The following is a 15,618-nucleotide window of genomic DNA, read 5'->3' on the forward strand; positions in this document are numbered from 1 at the left end:
GGGTTTACAAGGGCCGCCGCTTTTTCGGCATTTGGCACGCAGCCCCCCTTTCACCGCCCTGAAATCGCCTTATGCTGCGGGCAGCCAAGGGAGACTTTCATCATGCGCCATGCGCTCGCAGCCATATTGGCCGTCGCCAGCTTCACCTCCATCGCGATCGCCCAGACCGATCCGGCAACGGCGCCGACAGCCCCGGCGGAAACGCCGCAAAGCGCGATCGGCGCGACCATAGCGAAGGATATGGAAGGGCTGATGGCGCTCTATCGCGACCTCCATGCCAATCCCGAATTGTCGGAACAGGAAGTCAATACCGCCGCGAAGCTCGCCAAACGGCTGAAAGCGTTGAAGTTCGACGTAACCGACAAGGTCGGCGGCACGGGCGTGGTTGCGGTAATGAAGAACGGGTCCGGCCCGGTGCTGCTGATCCGGGCGGATATGGACGGGTTGCCGGTCGTCGAACAGACCGGGCTGCCCTTCGCGTCGAAAGTGCGTACCAAGACGCCCGAAGGCGTCGAGACGGGCGTCATGCATGCCTGCGGCCATGACACGCATATGACCGCCTTTATCGAAACGGCCAAGCTGCTGGCGGCGGCCAAGGATGAGTGGAAAGGCACGCTGGTGATGATCCTCCAGCCTGCCGAGGAAGTCGGGCGCGGCGCGCGGCTGATGCTGGAGGACGGGCTCTATACCCGCTTCCCCAAGCCGACCCACGCCATCGCCTTTCACGACGCGGCCAATCTGGAGGCGGGCAAGATCGGCTATACGCCCGGCTATGCGCTGGCCAATGTCGACAGCGTGGACATATTGGTGCGGGGCGTGGGCGGCCATGGCGCCTATCCACAAACGACCAAAGACCCGATCGTGCTGGGATCGCGGATCGTAGGGACGCTGCAGACGCTGGTGAGCCGGGAGCAGGAGCCATCCGACCCGGCGGTCGTGACAGTGGGCAGTTTCCAAGGCGGGGCCAAGCATAATATCATCCCTGACGAAGCGAAATTGCTGCTGACGATCCGCAGCTATTCGGACGAGACGCGGGCCAAGCTGATCGACGGGATCAAGCGCATTTCGCGCGGCGAAGCGATCGCGGCCGGGGTGCCGGACGACCGGATGCCGGTGGTGACGGTGAAGGACGAATTCACCCCCTCCACCTACAACCCGCCCGAATTTGCCGAACAGATGGCAGGCGTGCTGAAAGGGCATTTCCCCGAAGGCCGGGTGGTCAAGACCCAGGCGGTGATGGGCGGCGAGGATTTCGGCCGCTTCTATCGCGCGGACAAGAGCATCCACAGCTTCATCTTCTGGGTCGGCGGCGTGCCCGCGGACAAGATGGCGGCGGCACAGGCGGGCCAGGGATCGCTCCCGTCGCTCCACAGCCCTTTCTGGGCGCCGCAAGCCGACGCGGTGATAGCAACGGCGAGCGAAGCGATGACGGTGCTGGCGCTGGATATATTGAAGAAGGAGTAGGCTGCCTATTGCGGCCGATGCCCCTTGCGCCATTTGGTCCACAGGTGCCGGGCCAGCATCAAGGGCGGCATTCTTAGCCAGTGGGAGCGCAGGAAGAAGGCGAACACCAGCGCCTTGCGGGTCTCGCGGCCCCAGCCGTCGCGGGCCAGCAGCCGGGCGCGGATCAGGCGATCCCACAGGGTCAGGCGCGCGCCGGGGCCGTAGAGCGCGGCGGCGAGTCGCTGCGCTTGCCGGACATGGGGCGTCAGGCCATGGCGGGCGGCGCGGGTCGCCAATATGTCCGGGTCAGTGTCGGCCAGCAGATGATGGATGTCCCACAGGTTGCGCAGCCCGCCCTGCAAATCGCCATCGGCCAGCATATGGGCGACGGCATGGACGACCCGATCTTCGGGGGACAGGACGAAAAGGCCATCCTCCACTGGCACGGCGTCGGCGATCATCGCGGCGGCATCGGGGGTCTGCCGCGCGGTCAGCGGCAATATCGTGTGATGCACGTCGATCATCCGGTCGCGCGTCGCGTGGATCATCGGTGGGAGTTCATGCATCCACTGGCGATAATAGGCATCGTCATAGGGATCATCCTTCACCCATTCCCAGCCCGCTGCGATCAGCGCCTGTTCGACCGCCGCCATCGCCTCGACCGGCACGAGGATGTCGAGATCGCCGATGAAGCGGCCCTGCCCGGCCTTCAGTCCGGCGGCGGCATAGGCCGTGCCCTTGAGCAGGACGACACGCACGCCCAAAGCCCCAAGCGCCTGCGCCGCGCGGTCAGCCTCCCATAGCGCCTGCCGCGCTTCGCGGGCGGCATCCAGCCGCGCATCGGACAGGATCGGCGTGAGCGCTGAGGGCACCGTCACCCCATCAAGGCGAAACGCCAGCGTCCCGATCAGCCGTTCGGCACGCGCGGCGGCGATCAGGCCGTTCCAGCCGGATGCGTCCAGCCCGGCGACGGACGCAGGGTCACGCAGCGCGCGCACCAGCAGCGCGGCGCTCATGCCCTCTCCTCCCACAGCCGTTCGACCATGGCGATGGCGTCCTCACCCGTCGGGAAGTCGATCGCGCGGGCGGGAACATCGCGCACGAACCGGGTCAGCGCCGTGAAAGCGGGTTCGCCCAACGCGACATAATTGGTCGAGGCTTGCGTCAGGCGCATGAAGATTTCCGCCTGGCCAACGGCACGCACATCGGCGGCGTGGCCGAAGCGGGGGAAAAGCAGCAGTGCGGGCAACGCCCCCTGCCCCATGCGCGCGACCGCATCATGGCGGGGGACCATATGGCGAATGTCGCCCTTGGCCGTGGCGGCGAGCAGCGGCCCCATGCGCCCCTCCCCGACTTGGCCCGCCACCACGTCGATCGCGCGATTCTTGAGGCTGACGAGGCGGGGAAAAGGCAGGATCGCGCCGCTATCAAGGTCCAGCAAGGCAAATTCATCGCCCATGAAGCGCCAGCCACGTTCGCCAAGCAGGGCCGCGAGGGTCGATTTGCCCGAGCCAGACTCGCCGGTCATCACCAGCACGCGACCATCTTTTTCGACGCTGGAGGCATGAAGCAGCAGGTGCCGCCGCCAGCCCAGCGCCATTTGCAGGTTCATCCCCATCTCCGCCGCGAGCAGGCCATGGGACAGGCTCATCGGCGCGGCATCGGCCAGGCCATGGTCGCCGGTGATGAAAATGGACGGACGGATGAAGCGGCGCACAAGACTGGTCGGCTGGAGCCGGACGGTGAAATCGGCGATGGCGTCGACGGGTTGCGGATAGGCAGCGTAGAGGCTGGCAAGCCGGGCGATCGGCGCTGGCCAGGCGGAGCCGATGCGGAAGGTCGCCGGGCCAATGCGCAACGTCAGATGGTGCCTCATGCCGGACGCACCAGGCCGAGCGCCACCAGCGCGTCGAGATGGGCGGCGATTTCGTCCATCGCCTCGTCTGCCGGGCCAAGGTCGAAGCTGCGGGCCAGCCGGTCATGGATCTGCGCCACGCTGGCCGGGCCGCCATCGGCCAGTTGATCAAGAATTTCGGGGACCGGGCTGATCACCATATGGGTCTGGCCCGACCGGGGATGATAGAGCAGGACGATGTCGTCGAGCGCGCAGGCGGTCACCGAATCCGCTTCGTCCCGCCGATAGAGTTTCGTCGCTGTCACTCTCTGCTACCCCATAAGCAGCGCCCTGCTCCGGCGCTATTGCATATGGTGCCACCACATGCCCGTCATGCTGAACTTGTTTCAGCATCCATTTCTCGTCCCAAACAACTGCTTGATCTGGTGAAATGGGCCCTGAAACAAGTTCAGGGTGACGATGAAGGAGATGTTGGCCTCACATACATCCGCCCTGCCCTAACGCAGAGGGGTAGCCAAGTGCCTAACGCGGCATCTGGAGCGAGGCGTAGCAGGTGAAGCCGCTGGTGCCGGACTGAAGGCGGCGGATATAGTTGAGATAGGCCTGATTCTGCTGATAGCTGGTGCCCGGCAGCGGGCGTCCCCGCAAGGCTTGCTTGACCTGTTCGCCGGTGAAGGGGCGCCCCGCGCCGGGAAAGGCGCCGGGCGTCCCGGCGGGGACGAGCTGGCCATTGGGGGCGATCAGATTGCCCGCCCGGCCGGCATCCGGCACGGGTATCGTGCAGTTGAGGACCGAGGCGGCGGTATTGGCCAGCGCCGGGCGGATCGACACGATCGCGGACGCCGCCGCTGCGCCACCCATCAACAACTGGCGACGCGAAGGCAGGGCCAGATCGGGCGTGTCGGCCTGCGCAGCCATATCGGGCTGCTGGTCATCATCCTGTCCGGTCATCGGCTCGCTCATCTGATCCTGGTCCGCTATCGGGCTTGCCAAAGCGTCATGATTGCACGCTATTGGGCCAGACATCGCAGCAAATGCGCGACAAATCCAGTGCGGTAACCATGAATCGACTCAGTCCTTCCCAGATCATCGCCTCCTTCGCCGTCCTGCTGCTGAGCACGGGCGCTGCCCTGATGATGGGCGCATCCCCCTTTGCCGTCATGCTGCCGGTGCTGGCGGGCGTGATCGTCCTGGCCATTACCGCCGAAGCCGGTACGCCACGGCGCGACGTACCGAAAGTGACGCTGGACGAGCCGGACCTGATCGACCATCCCGATTTTGCGAGCCTGCTGGAGGGGATTTCCGATCCGCTGATGCTGGTGGAGCGCGGGCGGATCGCGCGGGTCAACCGGGCGGCGCAACGCCTGCTGGGCGCGCATATCGAGGGGGAGGATGCCCGCATCGCCATCCGCCATCCTGCCGCCGCCGAACGACTGGCGAGCCTTGCCCCGCTGGCCGAACCGTTCATGATCGAACTGGTCGGGCTGGGCACGCGCGAGCAGCGCTGGCAGATGCGGGTCGCGCCGGTGGGCGCGGTGGCGGACATGCGCCGCCTGGTACATCTGGTCGACCATAGCGGCACCCATGCCGCCGAGCGGATGCGGGTCGATTTTGTCGCCAATGCCAGCCATGAACTGCGCACGCCGCTGGCCGGGATATTGGGCTTTATCGAAACGCTGGCCGATCCCGAACTGGGCAAGGATGACGAAACCCGGCAGCGCTTCCTGAAAATCATGGATGGCGAAGCGCGGCGGATGCAGCGACTGGTCGATGACCTGATCTCGCTGTCGCGGATCGAGGCGGAGAAATATCGCGCGCCCGCGGACGCTGTCGATCTGGGCGAACTGGTCGCCGAAGCGGTCAACGTGTTCCGATCCAGCCACGGCGAGCGTGGCCGCGAGGTGGAGATGGATGTCGCGCCGGGGCGGCAGGCGGTGCAGGGCGATCGGGCGCAGCTGTCGCAACTGCTGCACAATCTGATCGGCAATTCGGTCAAATATGGCCGCCCCGGCACGCCGATCCGGGTGACGCTGAGCGAAGGCGGCAGCCGCATGTGCCGGCTGTCCGTCGCCGACGAAGGGGAAGGCATAGGCCCGGACCATCTGCCGCGCCTGACCGAGCGCTTCTACCGCGTCGATTCAGGGCGCAGCCGGGCGATGGGCGGCACCGGGCTGGGGCTGGCGATCGTCAAGCATATTGTCGAACGGCATCGCGGGCGGCTGGACGTAGCGAGCGTTTTGGGCAAGGGAACGACCGTAACCGTGCTGCTGCCGCTGATGAACGAGGCGGAAGCCGGGCAGGTTTGACCAAAATAGCGATCCTGTCATCATCGCCTTTTGCGATGTCATCAAACTGCAACCTGAATGTCACAATGCCGCGATGGAGCGGCCCTATAGCGCCGGTCAAAGGAGGCAGCGAACAGCGAATCGCGGCCTTTCATAATGGAGGTTTCCGTGCATAAATTCACCCTGTTCGCCGCAACGGCATTGAGCGTCATTTCCCTGTCCGCCTGTGGCGACCAGAGCGGCAGCGGCGGCGCGGGCCAGACTCGCGACCAGATTCGCGCGGTCGGATCGTCGACAGTCTATCCCTTCGCGACGGCGGTTGCCGAACTGTTCGTTCAGGGCAATCCCGGCATGAAGTCGCCTATCATCGAATCGACCGGCACTGGCGGCGGCATGAAGCTGTTTTGCGCGGGCGTCGGCGCCCAGCATCCCGACATTGCCGATGCATCGCGCCGGATGAAGAAATCCGAATTCGACATGTGTGCGACCAATGGGGTCAAGGACATCGTCGAAATACAGGTCGGCGTCGACGGCCTTGCCTTTGCCGAATCCAAAAATGGCCCCGACTACAAGCTGACGCCGAAAATCGTCTATGAGGCGCTGGCGGCCAATCCCTATGGCAAGGGCCCGAACAAGGCGCAGACCTGGAAGGATGTCGATCCCAGCCTGCCCGCCATCGCGATTTCGGTATTCGGTCCTCCTTCCACCAGCGGCACGCGCGATTCGCTGGCGGAACTGATCCTGGAAAAAGGTTGCCAGTCCGACCCGGCGATGAAGGAACTGAAAGAGAAGAACGAGGACGATTATAAGGCGACCTGCACCCGCGTCCGCGAGGATGGCAAATATGTCGATTCGGGCGAGAATGACAATCTGATCGTCCAGAAACTGGGCGCGAACCCCAATGCGGTCGGCATATTCGGCTACAGCTTCCTGGAAGAGAATAAGGACACGCTCAAGGACGTGCCGATCAACGGCATCCAGGCGACTTATGAAACGGTCTCGACCGGCCAGTATCCGGGTGCGCGTCCGCTCTACATCTATGTGAAGAAGGCGCATATTGCGGCCATTCCGGGGCTGCAAAACTATCTCAACACCTTCGCCGCCAACTGGGCGCCCGATGGCGCCCTCACCAAGCGCGGCATGGTCGCGGCCCCCGAAGATGTCCGCAAGGCCAGCGCCGAAACGATCAAGGCGCTGACCGTGCTTGACGGCTCCAAGCTGAAGTAAGGGCCATAATGACCGGTCCCGCACTTTTCCTGCTGCTCGCTGGCCTGGGCGCTATCGCCTGGGTCAGCGCCCGCGCCCGCGCCATGCGTTTGCAGACCGTGGCACGGGCGACCGGGCGGCGCGATGCCGTCCATTCGCTGCCGGGCTATCATGGCTGGTATGTCGCCTTGTGGGCGATCGTCCCGGCGGTCCTGTTTCTGGCGGTCTGGTCCAATATCGCGCCCGGTCTGGTGACGCAGGCGGTGCTGGCCGATCCGGCGGCGCAAAGCTTGCCCGCCGACGATTTCTCGCGCTCCGCCATATTGGGTGAGGCACGGGCGATCGCGACGGGGGCGCAGGCGGGCGCGTTCAATCCGCTGTCGCAGGGACTGGTCGAACCCTATCGCGCCGCCATCAGCAAATATGGCCTGGCGGGCGCTGTGCTGGCGATCGTGCTGGCCTTTGCCGGCGGTGCCTATGCCTTCACGCGCGTTCGCCCCGATTTCCGGGCGCGCACGCGGGTCGAACGGCTGGTGATGGCGACGCTGCTGATCGCATCGCTGATCGCGATCGTGACGACGGTGGGGATCGTCGCGTCTCTGCTGTGGGAAAGCTTCCGCTTCTTCTCCATGGTCAATCCGCTGGACTTCCTGTTCGGCACCAAATGGTCGCCGCAATCGGCGGCGATGGGCTATGGCAACAAGGATGCGTTCGGCGCGGTGCCGCTCTTCTGGGGCACCATCTTCATCGGCGCGATCATCGCCATGGTCGTCGCCATTCCGCTGGGCCTGATGAGCGCCATCTATCTGACCCAATATGCCCAGCCCGTCGTGCGCAAATGGATGAAACCGACGCTGGAGATGCTCGCGGGCGTTCCAACGGTTGTCTATGGCTATTTCGCGGCGCTCACCATTGCGCCTGCACTGCGCGACTTTGCGGTGACGATCGGCATTCATGGCGCTTCGTCGGAAAGCGCGCTGGCGGCTGGTCTGGTGATGGGCGTGATGATCATTCCCTTCGTCTCCTCCATGGCCGACGACAGCATCGCCGCCGTGCCGCAGTCGATGCGCGACGGCAGCCTGGCGATGGGCGCGACCACCAGCGAAACGATCCGCAAGGTGTTGATCCCGGCCGCCCTGCCCGGCGTGGTTGGCGGCGTATTGCTGGCGGTCAGCCGCGCGATCGGCGAAACGATGATCGTGGTCATGGCCGCCGGTCTGGCCGCGAACCTGACCCTCAACCCCTTTGCCAGCGTGACCACGGTGACGACCCAGATCGTCCAGTTGCTGACCGGCGACCAGGAATTTGACAGCGCCAAGACGCTGGCCGCCTTCGCGCTCGGCCTGGTGCTGTTCATCGTCACACTGCTGCTCAACATCGTGGCCCTGCGGGTCGTGAAGAAATATCGCGAGGCTTACGAATGAGCCGGAACACCCAACATCCGTTCGCCCTGAGCGAAGTCGAAGGGTTCGACCGACCGGAGGGAGGTCACTTCGCTGCGCTCAGTGGAAGGCTTCGACAGGCTCAGCCCGAACGGGGAGAGACAGAATGACCACTCGCAACCCCACCGACTGGAAGTCGGACGCGATGCGCAAGCGGATTGCGCGGCGCTATGCGGCCGAGCGACGGTTCAAATTCGCTGGCCTGTTCGCCGTGGCGCTCTCTGCCGCCTTCCTCGCCTTCCTGCTGTTCACGATGATCGGCAACGGGCTGCGCGGGTTCACCCGCACGGAAATCGCGCTTCAGGTCAACTTCCCGGCATCCCCGCTGCTGCTTGATCCGGCCAACATCACCGACGCAGCCTTGGCCAATGCCAATCTGCCGATGGTGACCGGGCAGGTCGCCAAGGCAGCGCTCGGCCCGGACGCCGACGCCCTGCTGTCGCCGACCGCCTGGATCAGCATCCGCGATGCGATCAAGGCCGATCCCGCGATATTGGGACAGACGGTGACGATCCGTGTTCCAGCCTCGACCACCATAGACCTCGCCGCCAAGCATGAAGGCGCGCCGGAAGCCGAAGCGGCAGTGGAGCGCCTGCGCAAGGCAGGGTTGCTGACGACCGGCTTCAACTGGGGCTTCCTGACGTCCAGCGACGGCACCGATCCGACCCAGGTCGGCATCTGGGGCGCGTTCAAGGGTTCGTTGCTGACGATGCTGGTGACGCTGGCGCTCAGCTTCCCGGTTGGCGTGGCCACCGCCCTCTATCTGGAGGAATATGCGCCCAAGACGTGGTGGACCGACATTATCGAAGTGTCGATCAACAATCTGGCGGCGGTCCCCTCCATCATCTTCGGCCTGCTTGGCCTGTCCATCTTCCTCAACTTCATGCACCTGCCACGATCGGCGCCGCTGATCGGGGGCATGACGCTGGCGCTGATGACGATGCCGGTCATCGTCATTGCCGGGCGCAACGCGATCAAGTCCGTCCCGCCCAGCATCCGCGACGCGGCGCTCGGCATCGGCGCCTCGCCGGTGCAGGTCGTGTTCCACCATGTCCTGCCGCTGGCGCTGCCCGGCATCCTGACCGGCACGATCATCGGCATGGCGCGCGCGCTGGGCGAAACCGCGCCGCTGCTGATGATCGGCATGCGCGCCTTCATCGCAACGCCGCCGGGCGGGATCAACGATCCCGCGACGGTGTTGCCGGTGCAGATCTTCCTGTGGTCCGATGAAGTCTCCAGGGGCTTTGTCGAAAAGACGTCGGCCGCGATCATCGTGCTGCTGGCCTTCCTTCTCGCGATGAATGGCCTGGCCATCTATCTGCGCAACAAGTTTGAAACACGGTGGTAAACGCGCCCATGACCGAAGCAACAAACCCTCTGGCCATTGCCAACCCCAAAATGTCGGCCCGCGACGTCAAGGTCTTTTACGGCGCGAAGCAGGCGATAAAGGGCGTGTCGATCGACGTCGACATGGACCATGTCACCGCCTTCATCGGCCCGTCGGGCTGCGGCAAGTCGACCTTCCTGCGGACGTTGAACCGCATGAACGACACGGTCGCCAGCGCGCGGGTGGAAGGCACGATCACGCTGGATGGGGACGATATTTATTCCCCGTCGATGGACGTGGTGCAACTGCGCGCGCGGGTCGGGATGGTGTTCCAGAAGCCCAATCCCTTCCCCAAGTCGATCTACGAAAATATCGCCTATGGGCCGCGCATCCATGGCCTGGCCCATGCCAAGGCGGACATGGACGTGATCGTCGAAAAGTCGCTGCGCCGCGCGGGCCTTTGGGAAGAAGTGAAGGACCGGCTGCACGACAGCGGCACTGCCCTTTCCGGCGGGCAGCAGCAGCGGCTATGCATTGGCCGCGCTATTGCGGTGGAGCCGGAGGTCATCCTGATGGACGAACCCTGTTCCGCGCTGGACCCGATCGCAACGGCGAAGATCGAGGAGCTGATCCACGAACTGCGCGGCCGCTATGCGATCGTCATCGTGACCCACAACATGCAGCAGGCTGCGCGCGTGTCGCAACGCACCGCCTTCTTCCACCTCGGCGATCTGGTCGAATATGGCGTGACGAGCGACATCTTTACGAACCCGACGCAGGAGCGGACCAAGGATTATATCACCGGTCGCTACGGCTGATCGCGGGAGAAACGAATATGGCTGAACATACGATCAAGGCGTTCGACGAGGAAATCGACAGGCTGCGCGGCCTGATCGCGGAAATGGGCGGACGGGCCGAAGCTGCCATCGAAAGCGCAATGACCGCGCTGCAACGGCAGGATCTGGCGCTGGCGGCGCAGGTGGTGGCCGACGACAAGCGTATCGACGCGATCGAGGCGGAAGTCGAAAAGCTGGTCATCCAGGTGATCGCGCTCCGCGCGCCGATGGCCAACGACCTGCGCGACGTCATCGCCGCGCTCAAGATTGTCGGCGTGGTCGAGCGGATTGGCGATTATGCCAAGAATATCGCCAAGCGGGTGCCGCTGATCATGGTCAACCAGCGCACGCTGGAGCCGGTGTCGCTGTTGCCGTCCATGGGACAGGTGGCGAGCGAGATGGTGCATGACGCGCTCAACGCCTTTGCCGCGCGCGATCCCGATCTGGCGGTCGCCGTAGTCGAGCGCGACACGGTGGTCGACGATTTCTACAACAGCGTGTTCCGCACGCTGGTCACCTATATGGTCGAAAATCCCAAGACGATCAGCGAATGCGCGCATCTGCTGTTCATCGCCAAGAATATCGAGCGGATCGGCGACCATGCGACCAATGTCGCTGAAATGGTCTATTATGCGGCCACGGGCCAGACCCTGCCCGACCGCGATCGCGGCGGCGCGGCGGCGGAGGAATAAGGACCATGGCCCGTGCAAAAATGCTGCTGGTCGAGGATGACGCAGCGCTGGCCGAATTGCTGATCTGGCATTTCAAGCGTGAGGATTTCGACGTCGCCCATACGGTCGATGGCGAGGAAGCCCTGTTGATGGCGCAGGAAAATGTGCCCGACATCGTGCTGCTCGACTGGATGGTGGAAAGCCTGTCGGGGATCGAGGTGTGCCGCCGCCTGCGCCGCGCCAACGGCACCGCCAATGTGCCGATCATCATGCTGACCGCGCGCGGTGAGGAAGAGGATCGGGTGCGCGGGCTGGAAACGGGCGCGGACGATTATGTGACCAAGCCGTTTTCGCCGCGCGAGCTGGTGGCGCGGGTCGGCGCGGTGCTGCGGCGGGTACGCCCGGCGCTGGCCGGCGAAACGCTGACCTTTGCCGATGTCGAGATGGACACGGTGGGGCACAAGGTACGGCGCGGCGGGCAGGTGATCCCGCTCGGCCCCACCGAATTCCGCCTGCTGCGCCATTTTCTGGAGCATCCCGGCTGGGTATTCTCACGCGAACGTCTGCTCGACAGCGTGTGGGGGCAGGACAGCGACATCGAACTGCGCACCGTCGACGTCCATATCCGCCGCCTGCGCAAGGCGATCAACGGCGATGGCCAGTTTCAGGACATCATCCGCACCGTGCGGTCGGCGGGCTATGCGCTCGATACTGACGGGGTGAGCTGACACAGCCCCCCGTCATGCCAGCGAAGGCTGGCATCTTCCTTGTTCTTGCAGCGCCGCGCCAAAGGAAGCGAGATCCCGGCTTTCGCCGGGATGACGGACATAAATCAGGCGGCGCGGCGGGCCTTGGTCAGCTTCTTCATCAGCATGTCGCGCTTCATGCGCGACAGATGGTCGATGAAGAGGACGCCCTCCAGATGGTCCATTTCATGCTGGAGGCAGGTGGCGAGCAGCCCGTCGAGCTGTTCCTCATGAATGCGGCCGTCACGGTCCATCCAGCTGGCGCGGATCGTCGCGGGACGCTCCACCTCCGCATATTGGTCGGGAACGGACAGGCAGCCCTCGTTATAGACGGACAAATCCTCCGATTCCTTGAGGATTTCGGGGTTGATGAACACCATCGGCTTCTTGACCGGGGGAGCGTCCTCCGCGTCGGATTCCGGTTCCTGCAAGTCCATCACCAGCACCCGCTTGGGCACGCCGACCTGAATCGCGGCCAGGCCGATGCCCGGCGCGTCATACATAGTGTCGAACATGTCGTCGATCAGACGTTGCAGATCGTCGTCGATCGACTCCACGGGGGTCGAAATGGTGCGCAGGCGCGGGTCCGGCGCCTCTAGGATGGGAAGAATGGCCATCTTCATAAAATAGCGGAAAGACGCAGGATTTCAAGCGATCCACGGTGCGGGCAAAAGGTTTCGCTCCCCTACCCCACCGGCCTTCGCGCCCGCAGCGCCTGCGCCAGCGTTCCTTCGTCCAGATAGTCCAGTTCGCCGCCCACCGGCACGCCATGGGCCAACTGGGTCAGGCGGATCGGGAAATGTTCGAGCCGCTCGGCCAGATAATGGGCGGTCGTCTGCCCCTCCAGCGTGGCGTTCATCGCCAGCACCACTTCATCGATGCCGCCCTGTTCCAGCCGGCCGACCAGCGCATCGATCGTCAGATCCTCCGGCCGCACCCCTTCCAGCGCGGACAGGCGACCGCCCAGAACATGGAAGCGGCCGGGAAAAAGGCGGGACTTGTCGAGCGCCCACAGGTCGGCAACATCCTCCACGACGCACAGCGCACGCGGGTCGCGGCGCGGATCGGCGCAGATGCCGCAGGGGTCGACCGTGTCGACATTGCCGCAGACTTGGCAGGTAACGAGCCGGTCGTTCACCGCCTCCAGCGCGCGCAGCAGCGGGGCCATGGCGGCCTCGCGCTTCTTGATGAGGTGCAGCACCGCCCGCCGCGCGGAACGCGGCCCCAAACCGGGCAGGCGGGACAGGGCTTGCGTCAGCGCTTCGATTTCGGGAGAGGCCATGCCGTGAGATAAGGGCTTGCAACCCGTCCCGACAAGGGCTTTGAGATGACGCTATGCGTATCATCTACATGGGCACTCCCGATTTCGCGGTTCCCGCGCTCGACGCACTGGCAAAGGCGGGGCACGACATCGTCGCGGTCTATAGCCAGCCGCCTCGTCCCGCCGGGCGTGGCAAGAACCTGACCCCCGCCCCCGTCCATCAGCGGGCCGAGGCGATGGGGATTGAGGTTCGGACGCCGGAATCGCTGAAGGACGCGGCGGTACAGGCCGCCTTCGCGGCGCTCGATGCCGATGTAGCGGTGGTCGCGGCCTATGGGCTTATCCTGCCGCGCGCCATATTGGATGCGCCGCGCCATGGCTGCATGAACATCCACGCATCATTGCTGCCGCGCTGGCGCGGGGCGGCGCCGATCCAGCGGGCGATCCTGTCGGGCGACAATGTCACCGGGGTCACGATCATGGACATGGCGGCTGGCCTGGATACCGGGCCGATGCGGGCCAAATATGTGACCAAGATAGAGGGCAAGACGGCGGGTGCGCTGACCGCCGAACTGGCGCAGGCGGGCGCGGACCTGATGGTCGAGGTGCTGGACGATGTTGCGCAGCATCCGCCAATGGCCCAACCCGAGGAGGGCGTCACCTACGCCGCCAAGATCGCCAAGGTCGAGGCGCGGATCGACTTCACCCGGCCCGCGCTTCAGATCGAGCGGCAGGTTCGTGCATTCAATCCTTTTCCCGGCGCCTTTTTCGAATATGGCGGGGAGCGGTTTCGCATCCTGACAGCGCAGGTCGAGCATGAGGATGGCGCGCCCGGCGCGTTGCTGGACGACGCGCTGCTGATCGCATGCGGCCATGGCGCGATCCGCCCGACATTGATCCAGCGCGCGGGCAAGGCAGCGATGACGCCGGATGAGATGCTGCGCGGGTTCGACATGCCGGCCGGGAGCCGGGTGGATGGGTGAGATGGCGCGTCCCCCGTTTCTCGACCATGTTCGACACGAACGCCCCTGAGCCATGACCCGTTTTGCCTTCACCGTCGAATTTGACGGACGGCCGTTCATGGGATGGCAGCGGCAGGCGCATGGGCCGAGCGTGCAGCAGGCGATCGAGGATGCGATCCATGCCGTGACGGGCGAGCGGGTCGTGGTTCATGCCGCCGGGCGCACCGACGCCGGTGTGCACGGATTGGCGATGCGCGCCCATGCCGATGTGGCCAAGCCGATGACGCCATTCCGCCTGATGGAGGCGATCAACGCGCGGCTGGGACGGCAGCCGGTGGCGATATTGGGTTGCGAAGAAGTATCGGACGACTGGCACGCGCGCTTTTCCTGCATGGGCCGATCCTATGTCTATCGCATCGTCAACCGCCGCGCGGCGCTGACCTTCGAAGCGGGGCTGGCCTGGCAGGTGAAGCCGCAGCTTGATGCCGCGGCGATGCATGACGCGGCGCAAGTGCTGGTCGGGCTGCATGATTTCACCACCTTCCGGTCGGCCCATTGCCAGTCGGCCAGCCCGGTCAAGACGCTCGACCGGCTAAGCGTCGAACGGGAGGGGGACCGGATTGCGATCCATGCCGGGGCACGATCCTTCCTGCATCATCAGGTGCGGTCCATGGTCGGTTGCCTGGCGATGGTGGGAATGGGGCGATGGTCGGCCGATGACCTGCGCGATGCGCTGGAGGCCCGTAACCGTGCCGCGCTGGGGCTCAATGCGCCGCCAGATGGCCTCTATTTCGTGCGGGCCGATTATCCGGCTTAAAGCCGGGCGCGGAACGGCGTGAAATTGGTGCCCTGGTCATAGACGTCCAGCCCTTCGCGCCGCTTGAGCATATTGACCACGCCATAGGTAATGGGCGTCAACAATGCTTCCCAGCCGACCTTCATCGCCCAGTTCGTGACCATGACGGTCAGCACCTGCGCATTGCTCCACTGCCCGTAAAAGGCGAGCGGATAGAAGAGCAGGCTGTCCACGCCCTGCCCCACGACTGTCGACCCGATCGTTCGCATCCACAGATGCCGCCCTTGCGTCAGCACCTTCATGCGGGCCAGGACGAAGCTGTTGGCAAATTCCCCGGCCCAGAAGGCGATGAGGGAAGCGAACACGATGCGCCAGGTATTCCCGAACACCGATTCATAGGCGTCCTGCCCCGGCCAGCCGGGCGCTGGCGGCAGCGCGACCACCACCCAGCTCATCAGCGCCATGAACAGCATCGCGACAAAGCCCGCCCAGACGCAGCGGCGCGCGCGGGCATAGCCATAGACTTCGGTCAGCACGTCGCCGATGACATAGCCCAGCGGGAAAAACAGGATGCCAGCACCAAAGGTGACGCCGCCCAGCGTCGACAGCTTGGCCGCGCCGATCAGGTTGGACAGAAGCAGGATGACGACGAAGGCCGCCATCACAAAGTCGAAATAGCGCAACGGGCGACCGCCCAGCGCATCGGCATCGATTTTCTGAACGGCCCCGTCGATCATGCAGCCGTGCATATCGCACAGGCCGGTGATTGCAAGCTGCCGCGCGCGCCG

Annotated in this window: 17 protein-coding genes; 10 read left to right on the plus strand and 7 right to left on the minus strand. The window is 64.7% G+C overall.

What is annotated here, in order from left to right; genetic code table 11:
- Positions 1 to 102: 102 nt before the first annotated feature.
- Positions 103 to 1,464, plus strand: coding sequence for an amidohydrolase (locus FE851_RS10510; RefSeq protein ID WP_145202228.1), 1,362 nt, complete (start codon positions 103 to 105; stop codon positions 1,462 to 1,464).
- A gap of 5 nt (positions 1,465 to 1,469) precedes the next feature.
- On the opposite strand, the gene FE851_RS10515 is transcribed toward FE851_RS10510, so the two are convergent.
- The 4 genes from FE851_RS10515 to FE851_RS10530 all read right to left on the minus strand — a co-directional run bounded on the left by FE851_RS10515 (position 1,470) and on the right by FE851_RS10530 (position 4,261).
- A complete protein-coding gene (locus FE851_RS10515; protein ID WP_145202231.1) occupies positions 1,470 to 2,459 on the minus strand; it encodes a nucleotidyltransferase family protein in 990 nt (329 codons plus the stop codon).
- Entirely contained in the window at positions 2,456 to 3,319 is an 864-nt protein-coding gene (locus FE851_RS10520; RefSeq protein WP_145202234.1) for an HprK-related kinase A, read from the minus strand. Before FE851_RS10520 ends, FE851_RS10515 begins: the two co-directional genes overlap by 4 nt.
- Positions 3,316 to 3,603 carry an HPr-rel-A system PqqD family peptide chaperone gene (locus tag FE851_RS10525; protein WP_145202237.1) on the minus strand — a complete coding sequence of 96 codons (288 nt, stop codon included), beginning with the start codon at positions 3,601 to 3,603 and terminating at the stop codon, positions 3,316 to 3,318. The genes FE851_RS10520 and FE851_RS10525 overlap by 4 nt, the downstream gene beginning before the upstream one ends.
- A 217-nt stretch (positions 3,604 to 3,820) precedes the next feature.
- Positions 3,821 to 4,261: a hypothetical protein gene (locus FE851_RS10530; RefSeq protein ID WP_145202240.1), complete on the minus strand. Its 441-nt coding sequence runs from the start codon at positions 4,259 to 4,261 to the stop codon at positions 3,821 to 3,823.
- A 98-nt stretch (positions 4,262 to 4,359) separates the two neighbouring features.
- On the opposite strand from FE851_RS10530, the gene FE851_RS10535 reads away from it, so the two are divergent.
- From FE851_RS10535 to phoB, 7 genes are all read left to right on the plus strand, one after another.
- Positions 4,360 to 5,604, plus strand: a complete 1,245-nt coding sequence (locus FE851_RS10535) for a sensor histidine kinase (protein ID WP_026002117.1) — start codon at positions 4,360 to 4,362, stop codon at positions 5,602 to 5,604.
- Positions 5,605 to 5,739: 135 nt separating this feature from the next.
- Positions 5,740 to 6,810 carry a substrate-binding domain-containing protein gene (locus FE851_RS10540; RefSeq protein WP_145202243.1) on the plus strand — a complete coding sequence of 357 codons (1,071 nt, stop codon included), beginning with the start codon at positions 5,740 to 5,742 and terminating at the stop codon, positions 6,808 to 6,810.
- A gap of 8 nt (positions 6,811 to 6,818) precedes the next feature.
- Positions 6,819 to 8,213 (plus strand): phosphate ABC transporter permease subunit PstC, encoded by a 1,395-nt coding sequence (pstC, locus tag FE851_RS10545; RefSeq protein ID WP_107125453.1) that lies wholly within the window; start codon positions 6,819 to 6,821, stop codon positions 8,211 to 8,213.
- Between the two features lie 124 nt (positions 8,214 to 8,337).
- Positions 8,338 to 9,579, plus strand: coding sequence for a phosphate ABC transporter permease PstA (pstA, locus tag FE851_RS10550; RefSeq protein ID WP_095687012.1), 1,242 nt, complete (start codon positions 8,338 to 8,340; stop codon positions 9,577 to 9,579).
- 8 nt (positions 9,580 to 9,587) lie between these two features.
- The gene (gene pstB / locus FE851_RS10555; protein ID WP_145202246.1) at positions 9,588 to 10,376 is read left to right on the plus strand and encodes a phosphate ABC transporter ATP-binding protein PstB; all 789 of its coding nucleotides are present in this window, start codon (positions 9,588 to 9,590) and stop codon (positions 10,374 to 10,376) included.
- Positions 10,377 to 10,393: 17 nt separating this feature from the next.
- A complete protein-coding gene (gene phoU / locus FE851_RS10560; protein ID WP_017181559.1) occupies positions 10,394 to 11,086 on the plus strand; it encodes a phosphate signaling complex protein PhoU in 693 nt (230 codons plus the stop codon).
- A 5-nt stretch (positions 11,087 to 11,091) separates the two neighbouring features.
- Positions 11,092 to 11,793, plus strand: a complete 702-nt coding sequence (phoB, locus tag FE851_RS10565) for a phosphate regulon transcriptional regulator PhoB (RefSeq protein WP_026149749.1) — start codon at positions 11,092 to 11,094, stop codon at positions 11,791 to 11,793.
- 104 nt (positions 11,794 to 11,897) lie between these two features.
- Here the strand turns inward: phoB and def are convergent, their stop codons facing one another.
- Together def and recR are read right to left on the minus strand one after the other, a co-directional pair.
- Positions 11,898 to 12,428 (minus strand): peptide deformylase, encoded by a 531-nt coding sequence (gene def / locus FE851_RS10570; protein WP_026002120.1) that lies wholly within the window; start codon positions 12,426 to 12,428, stop codon positions 11,898 to 11,900.
- A 68-nt stretch (positions 12,429 to 12,496) separates the two neighbouring features.
- A complete protein-coding gene (recR, locus tag FE851_RS10575; protein ID WP_107125450.1) occupies positions 12,497 to 13,093 on the minus strand; it encodes a recombination mediator RecR in 597 nt (198 codons plus the stop codon).
- A 53-nt stretch (positions 13,094 to 13,146) separates the two neighbouring features.
- Here recR and fmt point away from each other — a divergent pair, with 53 nt between their 5' ends.
- Positions 13,147 to 14,055: a methionyl-tRNA formyltransferase gene (gene fmt / locus FE851_RS10580; RefSeq protein ID WP_145202249.1), complete on the plus strand. Its 909-nt coding sequence runs from the start codon at positions 13,147 to 13,149 to the stop codon at positions 14,053 to 14,055.
- A gap of 52 nt (positions 14,056 to 14,107) precedes the next feature.
- The gene (truA, locus tag FE851_RS10585) at positions 14,108 to 14,851 is read left to right on the plus strand and encodes a tRNA pseudouridine(38-40) synthase TruA (protein WP_145202252.1); all 744 of its coding nucleotides are present in this window, start codon (positions 14,108 to 14,110) and stop codon (positions 14,849 to 14,851) included.
- Here the strand turns inward: truA and FE851_RS10590 are convergent.
- Positions 14,848 to 15,567 carry a queuosine precursor transporter gene (locus FE851_RS10590; protein WP_019053363.1) on the minus strand — a complete coding sequence of 240 codons (720 nt, stop codon included), beginning with the start codon at positions 15,565 to 15,567 and terminating at the stop codon, positions 14,848 to 14,850. The two genes, truA and FE851_RS10590, sit on opposite strands and share 4 nt — an antisense overlap.
- Positions 15,568 to 15,618: the final 51 nt, after the last annotated feature.

The organism is Sphingobium sp. B2, assembly GCF_007693735.1.
Lineage (GTDB): Bacteria > Pseudomonadota > Alphaproteobacteria > Sphingomonadales > Sphingomonadaceae > Sphingobium > Sphingobium xenophagum.

What these genes read in the sequence shown, in the direction of transcription:
- FE851_RS10510 (WP_145202228.1), top strand. Translation starts at nt 103, where the DNA reads ATGCGCCATGCGCTCGCAGCCATATTGGCCGTCGCCAGCTTCACCTCC.
- truA (WP_145202252.1), top strand. Translation starts at nt 14,108, where the DNA reads ATGACCCGTTTTGCCTTCACCGTCGAATTTGACGGACGGCCGTTCATG.
- FE851_RS10520 (WP_145202234.1), bottom strand. Translation starts at nt 3,319, where the DNA reads ATGAGGCACCATCTGACGTTGCGCATTGGCCCGGCGACCTTCCGCATC.
- pstA (WP_095687012.1), top strand. Translation starts at nt 8,338, where the DNA reads ATGACCACTCGCAACCCCACCGACTGGAAGTCGGACGCGATGCGCAAG.
- FE851_RS10540 (WP_145202243.1), top strand. Translation starts at nt 5,740, where the DNA reads ATGGAGGTTTCCGTGCATAAATTCACCCTGTTCGCCGCAACGGCATTG.
- FE851_RS10530 (WP_145202240.1), bottom strand. Translation starts at nt 4,261, where the DNA reads ATGAGCGAGCCGATGACCGGACAGGATGATGACCAGCAGCCCGATATG.
- pstC (WP_107125453.1), top strand. Translation starts at nt 6,819, where the DNA reads ATGACCGGTCCCGCACTTTTCCTGCTGCTCGCTGGCCTGGGCGCTATC.
- FE851_RS10515 (WP_145202231.1), bottom strand. Translation starts at nt 2,459, where the DNA reads ATGAGCGCCGCGCTGCTGGTGCGCGCGCTGCGTGACCCTGCGTCCGTC.
- FE851_RS10590 (WP_019053363.1), bottom strand. Translation starts at nt 15,567, where the DNA reads ATGATCGACGGGGCCGTTCAGAAAATCGATGCCGATGCGCTGGGCGGT.
- FE851_RS10535 (WP_026002117.1), top strand. Translation starts at nt 4,360, where the DNA reads ATGAATCGACTCAGTCCTTCCCAGATCATCGCCTCCTTCGCCGTCCTG.
- phoB (WP_026149749.1), top strand. Translation starts at nt 11,092, where the DNA reads ATGGCCCGTGCAAAAATGCTGCTGGTCGAGGATGACGCAGCGCTGGCC.
- pstB (WP_145202246.1), top strand. Translation starts at nt 9,588, where the DNA reads ATGACCGAAGCAACAAACCCTCTGGCCATTGCCAACCCCAAAATGTCG.
- recR (WP_107125450.1), bottom strand. Translation starts at nt 13,093, where the DNA reads ATGGCCTCTCCCGAAATCGAAGCGCTGACGCAAGCCCTGTCCCGCCTG.
- phoU (WP_017181559.1), top strand. Translation starts at nt 10,394, where the DNA reads ATGGCTGAACATACGATCAAGGCGTTCGACGAGGAAATCGACAGGCTG.
- def (WP_026002120.1), bottom strand. Translation starts at nt 12,428, where the DNA reads ATGGCCATTCTTCCCATCCTAGAGGCGCCGGACCCGCGCCTGCGCACC.
- fmt (WP_145202249.1), top strand. Translation starts at nt 13,147, where the DNA reads ATGCGTATCATCTACATGGGCACTCCCGATTTCGCGGTTCCCGCGCTC.